13 protein-coding genes are annotated in these 14,936 nt (G+C 72.1%); 8 read left to right on the top strand and 5 right to left on the bottom strand.

Going from position 1 to position 14,936, the window contains the following annotated elements; genetic code table 11:
- The first annotated feature begins 21 nt into the window (after positions 1-21).
- Complete coding sequence (locus tag D0T12_RS03550; RefSeq protein WP_117398034.1) at positions 22-354, top strand: YnfA family protein; 333 nt, start codon at positions 22-24, stop codon at positions 352-354.
- Between the two features lie 17 nt (positions 355-371).
- On the opposite strand, the gene D0T12_RS03545 is transcribed toward D0T12_RS03550, so the two are convergent.
- The 3 genes from D0T12_RS03545 to D0T12_RS03535 form a co-directional block, all read right to left on the bottom strand.
- Positions 372-1,049 (bottom strand): SUKH-4 family immunity protein, encoded by a 678-nt coding sequence (locus D0T12_RS03545; RefSeq protein WP_117397768.1) that lies wholly within the window; start codon positions 1,047-1,049, stop codon positions 372-374.
- Between the two features lie 230 nt (positions 1,050-1,279).
- Positions 1,280-2,884 carry an amidohydrolase gene (locus tag D0T12_RS03540; protein WP_117397767.1) on the bottom strand — a complete coding sequence of 535 codons (1,605 nt, stop codon included), beginning with the start codon at positions 2,882-2,884 and terminating at the stop codon, positions 1,280-1,282.
- Positions 2,881-4,401, bottom strand: coding sequence for an APC family permease (locus D0T12_RS03535; RefSeq protein ID WP_117397766.1), 1,521 nt, complete (start codon positions 4,399-4,401; stop codon positions 2,881-2,883). Before D0T12_RS03535 ends, D0T12_RS03540 begins: the two co-directional genes overlap by 4 nt.
- Positions 4,402-4,570: 169 nt before the next feature.
- Here D0T12_RS03535 and D0T12_RS03530 point away from each other — a divergent pair, with 169 nt between their 5' ends.
- The 4 genes from D0T12_RS03530 to D0T12_RS03515 all read left to right on the top strand — a co-directional run bounded on the left by D0T12_RS03530 (position 4,571) and on the right by D0T12_RS03515 (position 9,933).
- Positions 4,571-6,100: a PucR family transcriptional regulator gene (locus tag D0T12_RS03530; RefSeq protein WP_117397765.1), complete on the top strand. Its 1,530-nt coding sequence runs from the start codon at positions 4,571-4,573 to the stop codon at positions 6,098-6,100.
- Between the two features lie 85 nt (positions 6,101-6,185).
- On the top strand, positions 6,186-7,481 hold the full coding sequence (locus tag D0T12_RS03525) for a flavin monoamine oxidase family protein (protein ID WP_117397764.1): 1,296 nt from the start codon (positions 6,186-6,188) through the stop codon (positions 7,479-7,481).
- Positions 7,478-8,461, top strand: a complete 984-nt coding sequence (speB, locus tag D0T12_RS03520) for an agmatinase (RefSeq protein ID WP_233525830.1) — start codon at positions 7,478-7,480, stop codon at positions 8,459-8,461. The genes D0T12_RS03525 and speB overlap by 4 nt, the downstream gene beginning before the upstream one ends.
- The gene (locus D0T12_RS03515; protein WP_117397763.1) at positions 8,458-9,933 is read left to right on the top strand and encodes an aminobutyraldehyde dehydrogenase; all 1,476 of its coding nucleotides are present in this window, start codon (positions 8,458-8,460) and stop codon (positions 9,931-9,933) included. Before speB ends, D0T12_RS03515 begins: the two co-directional genes overlap by 4 nt.
- Here the strand turns inward: D0T12_RS03515 and D0T12_RS03510 are convergent.
- Positions 9,906-10,724 (bottom strand): SAM-dependent methyltransferase, encoded by an 819-nt coding sequence (locus tag D0T12_RS03510; protein WP_117398032.1) that lies wholly within the window; start codon positions 10,722-10,724, stop codon positions 9,906-9,908. The genes D0T12_RS03515 and D0T12_RS03510 overlap by 28 nt on opposite strands.
- 114 nt (positions 10,725-10,838) lie before the next feature.
- Entirely contained in the window at positions 10,839-11,750 is a 912-nt protein-coding gene (locus D0T12_RS03505; RefSeq protein WP_325050732.1) for a helix-turn-helix domain-containing protein, read from the bottom strand.
- 153 nt (positions 11,751-11,903) lie between these two features.
- On the opposite strand from D0T12_RS03505, the gene D0T12_RS03500 reads away from it, so the two are divergent.
- From D0T12_RS03500 to D0T12_RS03490, 3 genes are all read left to right on the top strand, one after another.
- Positions 11,904-12,317: an ArsR/SmtB family transcription factor gene (locus tag D0T12_RS03500; RefSeq protein WP_117397761.1), complete on the top strand. Its 414-nt coding sequence runs from the start codon at positions 11,904-11,906 to the stop codon at positions 12,315-12,317.
- A complete protein-coding gene (locus D0T12_RS03495; RefSeq protein ID WP_117397760.1) occupies positions 12,317-12,583 on the top strand; it encodes a hypothetical protein in 267 nt (88 codons plus the stop codon). Before D0T12_RS03500 ends, D0T12_RS03495 begins: the two co-directional genes overlap by 1 nt.
- A 194-nt stretch (positions 12,584-12,777) precedes the next feature.
- Positions 12,778-14,931 carry an MMPL family transporter gene (locus D0T12_RS03490; protein ID WP_117397759.1) on the top strand — a complete coding sequence of 718 codons (2,154 nt, stop codon included), beginning with the start codon at positions 12,778-12,780 and terminating at the stop codon, positions 14,929-14,931.
- Positions 14,932-14,936: the final 5 nt, after the last annotated feature.

Genomic DNA, 14,936 nt, shown 5'->3' with positions numbered 1-14,936 from the left:
GCGTTTCCTAAGGTGATCGGCATGACGGTACTGCGCTCCATCGCCCTGTTCGTGCTGGCGGCGTGCGCCGAGATCGGTGGCGCCTGGCTGGTGTGGCAGGGCGTTCGCGAGCACCGCGGCCTTGTCTGGGTCGGTGCGGGTGTGGTGGCGTTGGGCCTCTACGGGTTCGTCGCGACGCTTCAGCCCGACGCCCATTTCGGCCGCATCCTCGCGGCCTACGGCGGTGTTTTCGTCGCCGGGTCGTTGGCCTGGGGAATGGTCGCGGACGGTTTCCGTCCCGACCGGTGGGACGTCATCGGCGCCCTGGTCTGCCTGGTCGGAGTCGCCGTCATCATGTACGCCCCACGCGGCTGAACCGACCCCGCCTCCCCTCACCAACCTCCGATGACTTCGGGCCAATAGGCGCCGTCCTCGGCGGCGGGAGGATCAACGTATCTCACATATTCCACGAAGGCATCGAGACGGTCGAACAGTTCGTGCGCGCAGGCGACCTCGAATGGATCGGCCGTGGCCGTGGGCAGTTTCCGCAGCGCCTCGGCGGCCCTCTCGAACCGCCAGCACAGGTCCACGAAGAGCGAGACGGACGAGTTGGCGAGGGACACCGGCATTAACGGGAAGTCGGGATTGTGTTGTCGGAGAATTTCAAGAACGCCTGGACTGTGCGTCCAGAACTCCGGGTCGTCCAGCGGAAGCTCGACCGGGCCCGGCACCAGGTACACGACGCCCGTGTCCGCCTCCGCGACGACCTGGGCGCCGCTGCGGAACCTCAGCAACCCGTAGAGGTGTCGACCTGGAAACTCGGGCCTGCCGGGAACGGCGTCCCGGAAATCGACCTCGGTGAGCCCATCGTCCATGGTCGGCAGCCCCCAGGTGAGCAGCGCGTCGCGGTCGGCCCGCGGTAACCGCCACCGGCGGACCCGGCCCGGGTCGACGCCCGCCCGTCCTTTCGCGGAGACGAGGTCGACCAGCGGCGCCGCCAGCACCCGCTCGAATTCCCGGAGCGTCGCCGCGACCTCGGCATCCGCCATGATGTCGATGTCCTCGTCCATCGCGCCTCCATGGGCGAGCTCCGTAGCGACTTTCACCGCGGCCACGCCCCGGACGCACAGGCGGTGGGCAGGCACATTTCGTCCTGTTCCCCGATCAAGCGCGGAGTCTAGCAATGCGGCCCGCCACGTTCGCGCCTTTCCGGCGACAAGGCGAGCGGGAGTCGCCCGTCCCACTTCGGCCGCAAAGGGGCGCGCTGGAGTTCGGGCACGACTTTGCCCTGGACCCCCCTTTAGTTTCGATGGACGACCCGGCCGTCGACGACCGTCAGCAGCACGGGCACGTCGGGAAGGTCGTCGGGCGGCGTGGCGAGCGGGTCCCCGCCGAACACGGTGAGGTCGGCCCGGTAGCCCTCGCGGACGCGCCCCGCGAACCGTTCCTCGCCCGCCCCGTACGCGGCCCACGCCGTATATCCGGCGAGTGCCTGTGCCGGGGTGAGCGCCTGCTCCGCACCCACCGGGGCCCGATGCCGCCGACCGGCCGGACGACGCAGCACCGCGCCCGCCATGACGACGCGCGGGTCGTAGGTGGCCAGGGGCCAGTCGGAGCCGAGGGCGACACGGCCCCCGGCGCGGACGATGTCGGCGCAGCGAAAACCGTCCCGGCAGCGGCCCGGCCCCAGGCGCCGCGACCAGTTGTCGGTGTGATCGGGCAGCGTCCAGTCGAGGTGGGTGGGCTGCATGGACGCGACGACGTCGAGGGCCGCGAAGCGGGTGATGTCGGCTTCGGCGAGGATCTCGGCGTGTTCGATCCGGTGGCGACCCCGGTCCGGTGTCCCCGCGCGCCGGTAGGCGTCGAGGGCGTGGGTGACGGCCCGGTCGCCGATGGCGTGGGTGAAGCAGGGCAGGCCCAGTTCGACCACGCGGCGGACGGCGGCGTCGTACCGCTCGGGGTCGTCCCACACCGGGTGGGTGCCCTCCCCGCAACAGTCGGGCCGGTGCAGCCAGGCGGAGCCGCCGTCGACGGTGCCGTCAAGAAAGAACTTCACCGCGCCGACCCGCCACCGGCGGCCCCGCTCCTCGCGCAGGTCACGGACGGTGTCGAGGGTGTCGTCGAGGCCGCCGGGCAGGGCCCAGGGGGCGAGCAGGACCCTGACCGGCAGCCGGTCCTCGCTGTCGAGCGCGCCGAGCACCCGCGGAGTGCCGGGCCACAGGTCGGGGACGTGGACGCCGGTGATGCCCGCCGCGGCCTGGGCCCGCAGGAGCCGGGCCAGGTCGCGTGCGAGATCGGCGGTGCCGGGCGGCGGAACCGCGCCGTAGCCGTGCAGCACGGCGGACAGCTCGTGGAGGTGGCCCGTGGGAACGCCGTGGTCGTCCACCACGATCTCGGCCCGGTCACCGAAGTCGATCGGGCCGGTGATCCCGGCCCGCCGCAGCCCCTCGCCGCTCATCAGGGCGTTGTGGGCGTCGGCGAACCACAGGAAGGCGGGCCGTCCGGCGACGGCGTCGTCGATCAGCCGTCGGTGCAGGGCGTGCGGTGGGACGGCGCCGTACTCGACCCCCGTGACGATCATCCAGGCGTCCGGGGGGAGCCGCTTCCCGGCCCGGCGGAGCAGGTCGAGCAGCCCGGCCGTCGTGGTGACGCCGGCGGCGTCGACGCCCCGGCCGGCGGCCACCCCCATCAGCGGGTGCTGATGGGAGTCGACCAGTCCGGGCGTGACGGCCAGCCCGCGACCGTCGACGACCTCCGTGCGCGGCCCGATGTGCGGACGGACGTCGAGGGCGTCACCGACCGCGACGATCAGGCCTTCGCGCACGGCCAGCGCGCCGGCGACCGGCCGGGCCGGGTCCAGGGTGTGGACGGTGGCGTCGCGGACGACGAGATCGGCCACGGTCACTGCGCCGCCTCCGCCGGACGGGTGGCGAAGGCGCTGCCGGTGCGGACCCTGTCCTGGGGACGGGCGATGACCAGGTACAGCAGGCCGAGGATCAGCACCCCGGCCGACACCAGCGGGGCGGCCCAGATCTGGTACCACGGTGCCCCGGGCGGCGCCAGCACGGTACGCGGCCAGGTGATGTTGACGAACTGGAAGCCCAGCCAGACGACGGCGAGCGCGTTGATGACGGTTCCGGCGGTGCCCAGCCTGATGTGCCCGGCGGGCGTCCACGTCCCACGCACCCGGCTGACCAGCGCGGCGAGCGCGACCAGGAAGAACACCATGTACAGCCCGGCGGTGCCGAAGGTGATGAGGCTGCCGATGGCGGAGCTGTCGAGGGCGAGCAGCAGACCGGCCCAGCCGACGAGGGTCACGGCGATCGTCCCGCCGATCGGCGCGTGCCTCCGGTTGACGGAGCTGAGGAAGCGCGCGGCGGGGAGGACCCCGTCCCGGGCGACGGAGTACACGGCGCGGGCGCTGGCGCCCTGCGCGGCGAGCCCGCAGGCGAGGAACGCGACGATCACGACGCAGAGGAACGGCTTGGCCGACCAGTCGCCGAACGAGGTGAGGACCGCCGTCGTCACGGGATCGACGTCCTTGCCCGCCACCACCGCGGCGGGGTCCGGGTGGGCGAGGACGGTCGCGAACGCGTTGAGGATCACCAGCCCGCCGACGCTGAGCAGCGCCCACCAGATGGCGCGGGGGACGTGGCGCGCCGCGTTCCTGGTCTCCTCCGACGACATCGTGGTGGCGTCGAAGCCGATGAACGCCCATCCCCCGACGGCGAGCGCCGCCAGCATCGCCGCGAACACCGACCCGCCCGAGAGGGCCTCCGCGCCCATGGTGTCGGTGAGCAGCGACCAGGGCTGGGTCCGGAACGCCAGCAGCAGCGCCACGCCGACGCCCACCGACGCGAGCGCCTCGGCGGCGATGCCGACGTTCAGGACGCGGCGCAGCACGTCGATGCCGGACGAGTTCACCACCGAGCACACCAGGATGAACGCGGCGGCGACCGCGACCTGGAGGCGCGGGGACGGCGTGATCTCGAACAGGCCGAGGATCCACGGCGTGGACAGGTAGGCGATCGTGGTGTTCGCGGCGAGGTAGCCGCACAGCGACACCCACCCGGTCAGCCAGGCGTAGGACGGACCGATCAGCCTGCGGGTCCACTGGTAGGGGCCGCCCGCGATGGGGAACTGGGACGCCAGTTCGGAGTAGACGGTCAGCAGCAGGCACTGGCCGAGCAGGCAGACGGGCAGCGTCCACACCCAGGCGGGACCCGCCACGACCGTTCCGACCACGGCCACCGCGTACAGGCCCACCACCGGTGAGATCGTCGCGAAGCCCATGGCGACGGAGCCGAACACGCCGAGCCTCCGGCTGAGCCGCTGCTCGTACCCGAGTTCCCGCAGGCGTGCGTCGTCGTCGGCCGTGCCCTCCCCGGCGGGGATGGAGCCGGGAGACTGATTCTCGATCATGGCACGTCCTCCGTACTGTCTCGCGCGCTGTCTCGCTTACCGCTTGCGCGTGCCGTGGGCCGGACGGTGCTGCACCGGCGGGCCAGTGCGGCGACAGTAGGTGACGCTCCCTGACCTGGTCGATCTACGCGGTGTCGAAAATTTCGCTGTGATGATGGACACTGTGTCCATGCCGTTCACGGTGGAGGATCTGCTCGCCGTCCGGGAGCTGCACCTGTCCCTGGTCGCGGGAGCGGGCGGGCGGCACCGGGTGATCGAGGCGGCCCATGTGTCGGAACTGCTGCGGCCGGGCGAGTGGTTGCAGGGCGGCGAGCTGCTCATGACGATGGGCCTGGTGCTTCCGGTCGACCGTGACTCCTGCCGGGCGTTCGTCCGGGACGTGGTGGACGGCGGCGCCAGCGCCCTGGCGCTGGGGCTCGGCCACGGTCAGCCGCACCGGCGGCCGCCCGCGACGCTGGTCGAGGCGGCGGAGGAGGCGGGCCTGCCACTGCTCACGGTACCCGACCAGGTGCCGTTCATCGCCGTCACGAAGGCCGTCTTCGCGGCGCGGGCCACGGCGGAGCGGCGGGCGCTGGAGCACACCGCGGACGTGCAGCGCAGGCTGACCGTGGCCGCCGCGTCGGGCAGCGGTCTCGACGGCGTCCTCAAGGTGTGGCTGGACGCGACCGGACGGGCCGCCGTCGTGACCGACGCCCTGGGCCGGCGGCTGGCCGCCGTGGGCGCCGACCCGGAGCGGCTGCTGGACGCGTCCCGCACCGTCCTCGAAGAGATCACCGAGCGGGGGCTGCGGGGGAGCGCGGTCGTGGACGCGGCGGGCGGCCTCACTGTGGGCGTGCAGCCGATCGGCGCCCGGCGGCTGCGCGGCCATGTCCTGCTGGCCTCCTCGTCCGGGTCGGGTCCGGCGGAGGCACGGCACCGGCTGATCGACGCGGCGCTGGTCTCCCTGCTGACACTGGAGCTGGAGCGCCGGCACCTGGCGCGGGAGCCGCACCGGCGGGCGCGGACGGCGGCGATGGGCAGGCTGACGGCGGGCGGGATGTCCGCCGAGCAGGCGGAGCGGCTGCTCGCCACGCTGGACGTGTCGACCGGGAGGCTGCGCGGTCTGGCCGTCCGGGCCGCGCCCGGCGAGGCGGAGGATCTCGCGGCCGATCTGTCGCTCGCGTTGCCGGGCGGTCTCGTCCGGTTCGACGGCGACGTCGTCGAGGCGCTGGTGGTCGACGAGGTCGAGGTGGCCGGGGTGCTGGGACGTTTCGCGTCCGGCCGCCCGGCGGGCATCGGGTCGGCTCTCGGTCCGGGCACCGCCGCGGTCACGCTGCGGCAGGCGCGTTCGCTGCTCGGCGCGAGCGCGCGGCTCGGCCGTCCCGCCGAGGCCACGGAGCACGGCGTCGGGCGCCTGCTGCTCACGCTCGGTCCGCCGGACGTGCTGGCCGCGTTCGCCGACGCCACGCTCGCCCCGATCGACGCGGCCGACCCGCGCGGCGACATCCTCGCCACGCTGCGGGTGTGGCTGGACGCCAACGGGGTGTGGGACACGGCGGCGGAGCGGCTCGGCGTGCACAGGCACACGGTGCGCAACCGGATCGACCGGGTGGAGAAGCTCACCGGGAAGGCGATCGCCTCGGCGGCGGCGCGCCACGAGCTCTGGCTCGCACTGGAGGCCCGGGACGCCCTTGCGCACACCGCGCCTTACCGCCGCTAGCTGTACACGACGTCCACCTCTCACCACCCAGTTTGGACATATCAGCGATAGACCGGCCGGTTACCGCGACATAGCGTGAGTCGTCATGAACCAACCGCAAGTCGATGTTGTCGTCGTCGGTGCCGGATTCGCTGGGCTGACGGCCGCACGTGATCTCGGGGCGGCGGGCAGGCGGGTGCGCGTGCTGGAGGCGCGCGACCGGATCGGCGGCCGCACCTGGTACCGGACGGATCTGCTCGGCGGCTGCGGGCTGGAGATGGGCGGGACGTGGATCGTTCCACAACAGACCTTCGTGTCCGCCGAGGCGCGGCGCTACGGGATCGCGATCAGCGACAGCGAGCTGCCAAGCCGGATGACCTGGTCCGACCGGGGCACCGTGCTGGACTCCCTGCTGCCCGTCCCGCCCGCCGAACTGGAGCGGCTGGAGCACGCGGTCCGCGCGCTGCTCGCCGCGGGCGCCCGCCTCGACGTGAACCGCCCGCTGTCCGGTCAGGGGCTCGCCGATCTCGACGTTTCGATCCGGCGGTGGGCGGACGACGCCGGTCTGGAGGGCAACGCCCGCGAGCTGCTGATCTCCTGGTTCTGCGGCTGCGGGAACGCCTCGTCCGACACCGGGTCCGCCCTGGACGTGCTGCGCTGGCTGGCCGCGATGGACAACTCCCTCTGGGGCATGGTCAAGGCCAGCGTGCTCGGCCAGACCTTCGACGACGGAACCGTCTCCCTGGCCCGCGCGCTCGCCGACGACGGCGGGGCCGACATCCGGCTGTCCTGCCCGGTGCGGTCCGTGCGCCAGGAAGCCGATCATGTGGTCGTCACCTCTGCGGGTGGCGCGGTCACGGCGCGGCGGGTTTTGATCACGGTGCCGCTCGGCGTCCTCCAGGACATCGACTTCGCGCCCGCGCTCGCCCCCGAGAAGCTCGCGATCTCCAAGGAGAATCACGCCGGGCAGGGACAGAAGGTGTGGGCGGTGGCCCGCAACGTCCCCGAGGACCTCAGCGGCTACGGCTGGGGCACGGTCTTCGACTACGTCGGGGCGATGCGCACCCTCCCCGAAGGGGTGCTGCTGGTGTGCTTCGCCCCCGGGCACGACCACGTGAACGGCAATGACCCGCAGGCGGTGCAGCGGGCCGTCCGGGAGTACGCGCCGGACGCCGAGGTCGTCGCGACGGCCACGCACGACTGGGTGCACGACCCCTGGTCACGCGGCACCTGGACCACGTTCAGGGCCGGGCAGATCACCAGGTACGAGGCCCACCTGGCCGTGCCGGAAGGGCTCGTCCACTTCGCCGGGGCGCACACCGCGCACCGCTGGCCCGGCTTCATCGACGGCGCGATCGACAGCGGCCGCCGCGCCGCGGCGGAACTGCTGGAGGCCCTGTGACCGGCCCCGTGACCGGCCCCGTGACCGGCTCCGGCACGCCGCCGCCGGTCGGCCCGGTCGACGCGACGCGGATCCCCCGCTACGCGGGTGACGCCACGTTCGCGCGGCTGCCGCGGTTCGACGACGTGCCCGACGCCGAGGTGCTGGTCTGGGGCGTCCCGTTCGACACCGGGGTCAGCTACCGTCCGGGCGCCCGGTTCGGGCCCGGTCATGTCCGGCAGAGCTCCCGGCTGCTGCGCCCCTACCATCCCGCGCTGGACGTCGAGCCGTTCGCGGTGAGCCAGGTCGCCGACGCGGGCGACGCCGGAATCAACCCGTTCGACCTGAGCGCCGCGATCACGGCCGTCGAGGACGCCGCCCGTGACCTGTCGGGCACCCGCCGCCGCCTGATCACCATCGGCGGGGACCACACCATCGCGCTGCCGCTGCTGCGCGTCCAGCACGAACGCCACGGCCCCATCGCGGTGCTGCACTTCGACGCGCACCTCGACACCTGGGACACCTACTTCGGCGCCCCGTACACGCACGGCACGCCGTTCCGCCGCGCCAGCGAAGAGGGCCTGATCGACCTGTCCCACTCCACGCACGTCGGCATTCGCGGGCCGCTGTACTCGCGGCTGGACCTGGACGAGAGCGAGAAGCTCGGCTTCACCGCCGTGCACGCCCGCGACCTCGTCCGGCAGCCGATCGACACCGTCATCGACCGCGTCCGCGGCCGGCTGGGCGACCGCCCGGTGTACGTGTCGGTCGACATCGACGTGCTCGACCCCGCGCACGCGCCCGGCACCGGTACACCGGAGGCGGGCGGACTCTCCAGCCGTGAGCTGCTCGAAATCCTGCGCGGCCTGGACGGCCTGAACCTCGTCGGCGCGGACGTCGTCGAGGTCGCCCCCGCCTACGACCACGCCGAGATCACGGGAATCGCGGCGGCGCACATCACCTACGACCTGCTGGCCCTCCTCCAAGGATCGCACCGATGACCACTCTCACCACCGTGCACAACGTCATCGGCGGGCAGCTCCGTCCCGCCGCCGACGGACGCGTCACCGAACTGATCGACCCCAGCACAGGCGAGGTGTTCGGCAGCGCGCCGCTGTCCAGCGAATCCGACGTCGGCGACGCCTACACCGCCGCCGTGAACGCGTTCGACGGCTGGCGCGACACACCGCCCGGCCACCGCCAGCGGGCGCTGCTGCACTGCGCCGACCTGCTGGAGCGGCGGGCCGACGAGTTCGTGGCCGCCGAGTGCCGCAACACCGGCAAGCCGATCGCCGCCACCCGCGTCGAGGAGGTGTTCGTGGCGGCCGACTGCCTGCGCTTCTTCGCCGGAGCCGCCCGCCTGCTCCCCGGCATCGCCGCCTCCGAGTACACCCCGGGGCACACGTCCTACGTGCGGCGCGAACCGGTCGGTGTCATCGGTCAGGTCGTCCCGTGGAACTATCCGCTGCTGATGGCCGTGTGGAAGATCGCGCCCGCCCTCGCGGCGGGGAACACCGTGGTGCTCAAGCCCGGCGACACCACCCCCGTCACCGCCGCGATGTTCGGGGAACTCGCCGCGGAGGCCGTTCCGCCGGGCGTCCTCAACATCGTCTGCGGCGACCGCGACACCGGCCGCGCGGTCGTCGCGCACCCCACCGCGGCGATGGTGTCGATCACCGGTTCGACGCGGGCGGGCGTCGAGGTCGCCCGCGCCGCCGCGGACCGCCTCGCCCGCACCCACCTGGAACTCGGCGGCAACGCCCCCGCCGTCGTGTTCGCCGACGCCGATCTCTGCGAAGCGGTCGACGGCGTCGTCGGCGCCGGGTTCTACAACGCGGGGCAGGACTGCACGGCCGTGGCGCGCGTGCTCGTCCAGCGGGACGTCCACGAGGAGTTCACCGCGCGCCTGCTGGAACGCGTCGCCACCGTCCGCACCGGGCCGCCGTCCGACCACGACGCCGCCTACGGCCCGCTGAACAACTCCGACCAGTTCGCCCGCGTGCTCCGGACGCTGGACGACCTGCCCGCGCACGCCACCGTCGCCGCCGGTGGACACCGAGTCGGCGAACGCGGCTACTTCCTGGCGCCCACCGTCATCACGGGGGTGGCGCAGGACGACGCCGTGGTGCGCCAGGAGAACTTCGCGCCGCTGCTGACCGTGCAGCCGTTCACCGACGAGGACGAGGCGCTCCGGTCGGCGTGCGACGTCGACCACGCCCTTGCCTCAAGCGTCTGGACCGCCGACCACGGCCGCGCGATGCGCATGGCGGCCCGGCTCGACTTCGGCTGCGTGTGGATCAACGACCACATGGTGCTGGTCGCGGAGATGCCGCATGGCGGCTTCAAGCACTCCGGCTACGGCAAGGATCTCTCGCACTACGGGCTGGAGGACTACACGCGCGTCAAGCACGTCATGCACAAGCACGGCCGCCCGTCCGGCGGGGTTCAGGGTTTGCGGCCGACCGCGCAGTAGAAGTCCATGTCCCGGTCGGCGTAGAGCGTTCCGGGGTCGGGACGCCACTTCGGCAGCGGCACGAGCCCGGGCTCAAGCAATTCCAGGTGCTCGAAGAAGCGTTTCAGTCCCTCGGCGCTGCGCATGACGATCGGGGTGGCGCCGCTGTCGTTCCATTTCCGGGCGACCTCGTCCATCGCCTCGGTGTTGGTGTGGTTGCTGGGGCAGGCGATCGCCAGATGGGTGCCGGACGGGAACGGCTCCAGAATCCGGTTCACGATCGTGTACGCCTCGTCGGTGACGCTGAACTCCAGAATGCCGAGCAACGTCACCAGGACCGGGCGGGAGAAGTCCAGCGTGCGGGCCGCCTCGGCCAGGATCGTGTCGGGGTCGTGGAGGTTGGCGTCGACGAAGTCGGTGGCGCCCTCGGGCGAACTGGCCAGCAACGCCCGCGCGTGCGCCAGCACCACGGGATCGTTGTCGACGTACACGACCCGGCTCTCGGGCGCGAGGCGCTGCGCGACCTGGTGGGTGTTGTCCCTGGTGGGGATGCCGGTGCCGATGTCGAGGAACTGCCGTACGCCCGCCTCGGTGATGACGTGGCGGACCACTCTGCCGAGGAATTCGCGGTCGGCGCGCGCCCACAGCACCACCTCGGGGATGGTCTCCTCCAACTGGTCGCCGACCTCGACGTCGGAGGGGTAATGGTCCTTGCCGCCGAGCCAGTAGTCCCACACCCGGGCCGGGTGCGCCACGCTGGTGTCGATCGAGATCTCCGGCTCCTGGCCGGAGACGTGCGCGTCGCCGGTCACGGCTTCGCCTCCCACGCGTCTCGGAAGTTCAGGCCATGATTCTCTCCGGAGCGTCGGAAATCTGCAATCAGTTCATCGGCGACGTAGAAAGTTGACACCGGCCGTTTCCGGACGTTAACGCACCTCGTCGAGCAGCGTCATCAGCCGTTCCTCCGTGGCGGCCGGAGGAAGCGCGTTGACCGACATCCGGTCCAAATGGCGCTTGTAGACGGCCAGGTCGGCGTCCTTGTCCAGGTAGAGCGCGCTGGTGAGCTGCTCCATGTACACCACGTCCGGCAGGCTCGGCTCGGCGAACCTCAGCATCGTGAACGGCCCGGCCATCGCCGCCAGCGCGCCACGGGACGGCGGCACGATCTGGAGGGTGACGTCCGTGCCGCGGATCGCGTCGAGCAGGGCGGCGAGCTGCGCGCGCATGATCGCCGGGTCGCCGAGGGGACGGCGCAGCGCCGCCTCGTCCACCAGCGCCCAGAGCTGCGGCGGCGTCCCGCGGCGCAGGATCCGCTGCCGCCGCGTCAGCACGTTCACCCTGCGCTCGATCTCCGTCTCGGACGCCATGGGACGGTCGAGCCCGACCGCGGCGCGGGCGTAGTCGGCGGTCTGGAGCAGTTCGGGGACGAACCGCGTCTCATGGACGCGCAGCGCCGACGCCGCCTCCTCCAACCCGATGTAGACCTCGAACCACGGCGGCAGGATGTCGCTGTAGCGCTGCCACCAGCCGGGCCGGTTCGCCCGCTCGGCCAGGCTCAGCAGCGGCTCGCGCTCGTCCTCCGCGAGCACGCCGTACAGGGTGAGCAGGTCGGCGACGTCGCGCTTCTTGAACCCGACCCGGCCGAGCTCCAACCGGCTGATCTTGGAGGCGGAGGCGCGGATGGCGTCTCCGGCGTCCTTGGGCGTGATGCCTCTGGCCTCGCGCAGCCGCCGGAGCTGGCCGCCGAGCAGGATGCGCAGGACCGTGGGGCCGCTGTCGGCGAGATCGTGCACGCGGCGTCCCGGCGCCGGGATGCCCTCAGGTTGAACTGCGTCCACATCCACCCTCGCCGACCACCCTCACCATCCGTGTGCCACCGTGCGGCACGACCCGACTCCGGTCTGTGATGCACACAGTAGTACCGGTCCGGCGCGAAGAGGGCGACTTCGGCTGGCAAGCAGAAGCTGACACGTGATAGTTTTTGTTTTCACATGGATGATGTCGTTTACACCGATCTGACGAGCGGTACGGGCGACGAGCTGGTGCGGGCGCTGTCGGCCCTGGCCAGCCCGCACCGGCTGCGGATCCTGGCCGCCCTCGGCGAGGGCCGCAGATACGTGAGCGAGCTCGCCCGCCAGGTCGGGATCAGCCGACCGCTGCTGCGGGTCCACCTGAACAGGTTGGAGACCGCCGGGCTGGTGCGCGGCTCCCTGGAGGTCTCGGAGGACGGCAAGGCGATGCGGTATTTCGAGGTGGTGCCGTTCGTGCTGAACCTGAACCTGGAACAGGTCGAGGCATCGGTGCGGACGCTCACCCTCAAGAGCGTGGGCGGCGACGAAGTCGACAAGACCGGCGACAAGACCGGCGACACGGACGGCAACACGGACGGTAGAAGGAGCGACTGATGGAGGACGACGCCTGGGGCATCCTCATTGGAGCCGTGCTGTTCATCGTGATCGGCGCGGTCGCGATCGTACTGATCTGGCAGGTGTTCGCGACCTGGCGCGCCAAGGTGCAGCTCGCCCGCGAGGACGCGTACCGCAAGCTCGCCGAGCGATCCCTCAGGACCGAGATGGAGACGCGTGAGGATCTGCTGCGGATCAGCGAGAACCTCGCCGATCTACAGAAGCGGATGACGTCCATCGAGAGGGTGATGCGGGAGATCGACTGAACGCCCGTCCCCTCGAAAAGAAGGGCGGGCCGTCGGGCGGCCACCCGACGGCCCGATCCGGAAGCACTCCCGCACGCGACCGTTCTCGGTCCTTCGCGGCCCGGCGTTGGACGGCACATCCACGCCGCCGGGCCCGGACGGACCGTGCCGCCGCGTGCGTTCACGGTACGTACTCCCAGGAAGGAAAGCATTTCATGCTTCCCGACGCCACGCGAAGCGGGCCGCGCCGCGCGCTCGACCGCGTCGCCGCACTGCCCGCCGGACGCCGCGCCAAATGGTTGGTCGTCCTGGCCTGGATCGGCATCCTCTTCGCCGCCGCCCCGCTCGCCGGAAAGGTCGGGGACGTCGAGGACAACGAGACGTTCAACCTCGCCCGGGGCGCCGAGACGTCCGAGCACCACGAGTTGCGCAAGCGGTTCAGCTCCGAGGAGCCGATTCCCGCCGTGGTCGTCTATGTCCGCGACGACGGCATCACCGCCGACGACCGGGCCAAGGTCGACCGGGACCGCAACGCCCTGGCGGCCCACTCCGCCGACCGGCGCGCTCCGGGCGTCCGTCCGTCGTCCGACGGGCGGGCCCTCATGACGACCGTCGCCGTCCCGCTGACCGAGGACGGTTTCACCGACAAGGTCAAGGAGATCCGGGATCTGGCGCACGCGGGCGCCCCCGCCGGGCTCCAGGTGAAGGTGGCCGGACCGGCCGGGCAGGCCGCCGACGAGGTCGAGGTGTTCAGCGACCTGGACGCCAAGCTGATGCTCGCGACCGTCGCGGTCGTCACGGTCCTGCTGCTGCTCACCTACCGCAGCCCGGTCATCTGGCTCCTGCCGCTGATCAGCGTCGCGCTGGCGAGCCAGGTGGCCAACGCGTTCATCTACCTGCTGGGCAAGCACGCCGACATGCCGGTGGACGGCATGGGCGCCGGAATCCTGACCGTGCTGGTGTTCGGCGTCGGAACCGACTACGCCCTGCTCCTCATCGCCCGCTACCGGGAGGAGTTGCACTCGACCGTCGACCGGCACGAGGCGATGGCCGCCGCGCTGCGCCGGTCCCGGGGCGCGATCGTCGCCTCCGCGGCCACCGTCGTCGCGGGACTGCTGTGCCTGCTCGCCGCCGACATCAACTCCAGCCGCGGGCTCGGCGGCGTCGGCGCCGTCGGTGTGCTGTGCGGCCTCGCCGCCATGATCACTCTGCTGCCCGCACTGCTGGTGATCTTCGGTCGATGGATCTTCTGGCCGTTCGTCCCCCGGCCCGGCGAACCGGCCAAGCAGGGACGTCTCTGGGCGGGCGTGGCCGCGTCGATCGCCGCGCGCCCGCGCACCATCTGGCTCGCCACCGCCGTCGTGCTCGTCGGTCTCGGTCTGATCGCGGGCGCCATGCGGATCGGCCCGTCGCAGGAGGAGATGTTCCGTACCGTGCCCGAGTCGGTCGCCGGTCAGCGGCTGGTGGCCGCGCACTACCCGGCGGGCTCGTCGGCACCCGCGGACGTCATCGCCGCCGCGCCCAAGGCGTCTCAGGTGACGGACGCGGCCCGGTCGACTCCCGGGGTGGTCGCCGTCCAGGAGTCCGGCCGTTCCCAGGACGGTCAGCTGGTGCAGATGACGGTGACGCTGCGGGACGCCGCCGACAGCGACGCCGCCGAACGCACCGTGGAACGGCTGCGCGACGCCGTGCACAACGTCGACGGGGCGGGCGCCGTGGTCGGCGGGCCCACCGCGGAGGCGCTGGACGGCTCCGACGGGGCGTCCCGGGACCGGCTCCTGGTGATCCCGCTGGTGCTGCTGGTGGTGTTGACGATCCTCATCCTGCTACTGCGCGCGGTCGCCGCTCCGGTGCTGCTGCTGGGGACCATCGTGCTGTCGTACTTCGCCGCGCTCGGCGCCGCGTGGCTGCTGCTGAAGGGGCCGCTCGGGGTGGAGGCGCTCGACAACTCCACGCCCCTGCTGGGGTTCATCTTCCTGGTGGCGCTCGGAATCGACTACAACATCTTCCTCATGCACCGGGTGCGCCAGGAGACGGTCGCGTCCGGCCACCGGACGGGCGTGCTGCGCGGTCTCACCACGACCGGCGGCGTCATCACCAGCGCCGGACTGGTGCTCGCCGCCACGTTCTCGGTGCTGATGAACCTGCCGATCACCTTCATGGCCGGGCTCGGCGCGCTGGTCGCGGTCGGGGTGCTGCTCGACACGTTCGTCGTCCGGTCGCTGCTGGTCCCCGCCCTGGCGCTGGACGTCGGGCGCCGCATCTGGTGGCCGGGACACCTGGCCCGGCCCCGCCGCGTCGCCACCCCCGGTGACCTGGGGCAGGGCAGGGCGCCACGGGACGAGACGACCCCGGCGCCCCGGTACTGACTGGG

Source organism: Actinomadura spongiicola, from assembly GCF_003432485.1.
GTDB lineage: Bacteria > Actinomycetota > Actinomycetes > Streptosporangiales > Streptosporangiaceae > Spirillospora > Spirillospora spongiicola.
This window is presented reverse-complemented; position numbering and strand designations above follow the sequence as displayed.

What these genes read in the sequence shown, in the direction of transcription:
- D0T12_RS03535 (WP_117397766.1), bottom strand. Translation starts at nt 4,401, where the DNA reads ATGATCGAGAATCAGTCTCCCGGCTCCATCCCCGCCGGGGAGGGCACG.
- D0T12_RS03550 (WP_117398034.1), top strand. Translation starts at nt 22, where the DNA reads ATGACGGTACTGCGCTCCATCGCCCTGTTCGTGCTGGCGGCGTGCGCC.
- D0T12_RS03490 (WP_117397759.1), top strand. Translation starts at nt 12,778, where the DNA reads ATGCTTCCCGACGCCACGCGAAGCGGGCCGCGCCGCGCGCTCGACCGC.
- D0T12_RS03515 (WP_117397763.1), top strand. Translation starts at nt 8,458, where the DNA reads ATGACCACTCTCACCACCGTGCACAACGTCATCGGCGGGCAGCTCCGT.
- D0T12_RS03545 (WP_117397768.1), bottom strand. Translation starts at nt 1,049, where the DNA reads ATGGACGAGGACATCGACATCATGGCGGATGCCGAGGTCGCGGCGACG.
- D0T12_RS03530 (WP_117397765.1), top strand. Translation starts at nt 4,571, where the DNA reads ATGCCGTTCACGGTGGAGGATCTGCTCGCCGTCCGGGAGCTGCACCTG.
- D0T12_RS03495 (WP_117397760.1), top strand. Translation starts at nt 12,317, where the DNA reads ATGGAGGACGACGCCTGGGGCATCCTCATTGGAGCCGTGCTGTTCATC.
- D0T12_RS03525 (WP_117397764.1), top strand. Translation starts at nt 6,186, where the DNA reads ATGAACCAACCGCAAGTCGATGTTGTCGTCGTCGGTGCCGGATTCGCT.
- D0T12_RS03500 (WP_117397761.1), top strand. Translation starts at nt 11,904, where the DNA reads ATGGATGATGTCGTTTACACCGATCTGACGAGCGGTACGGGCGACGAG.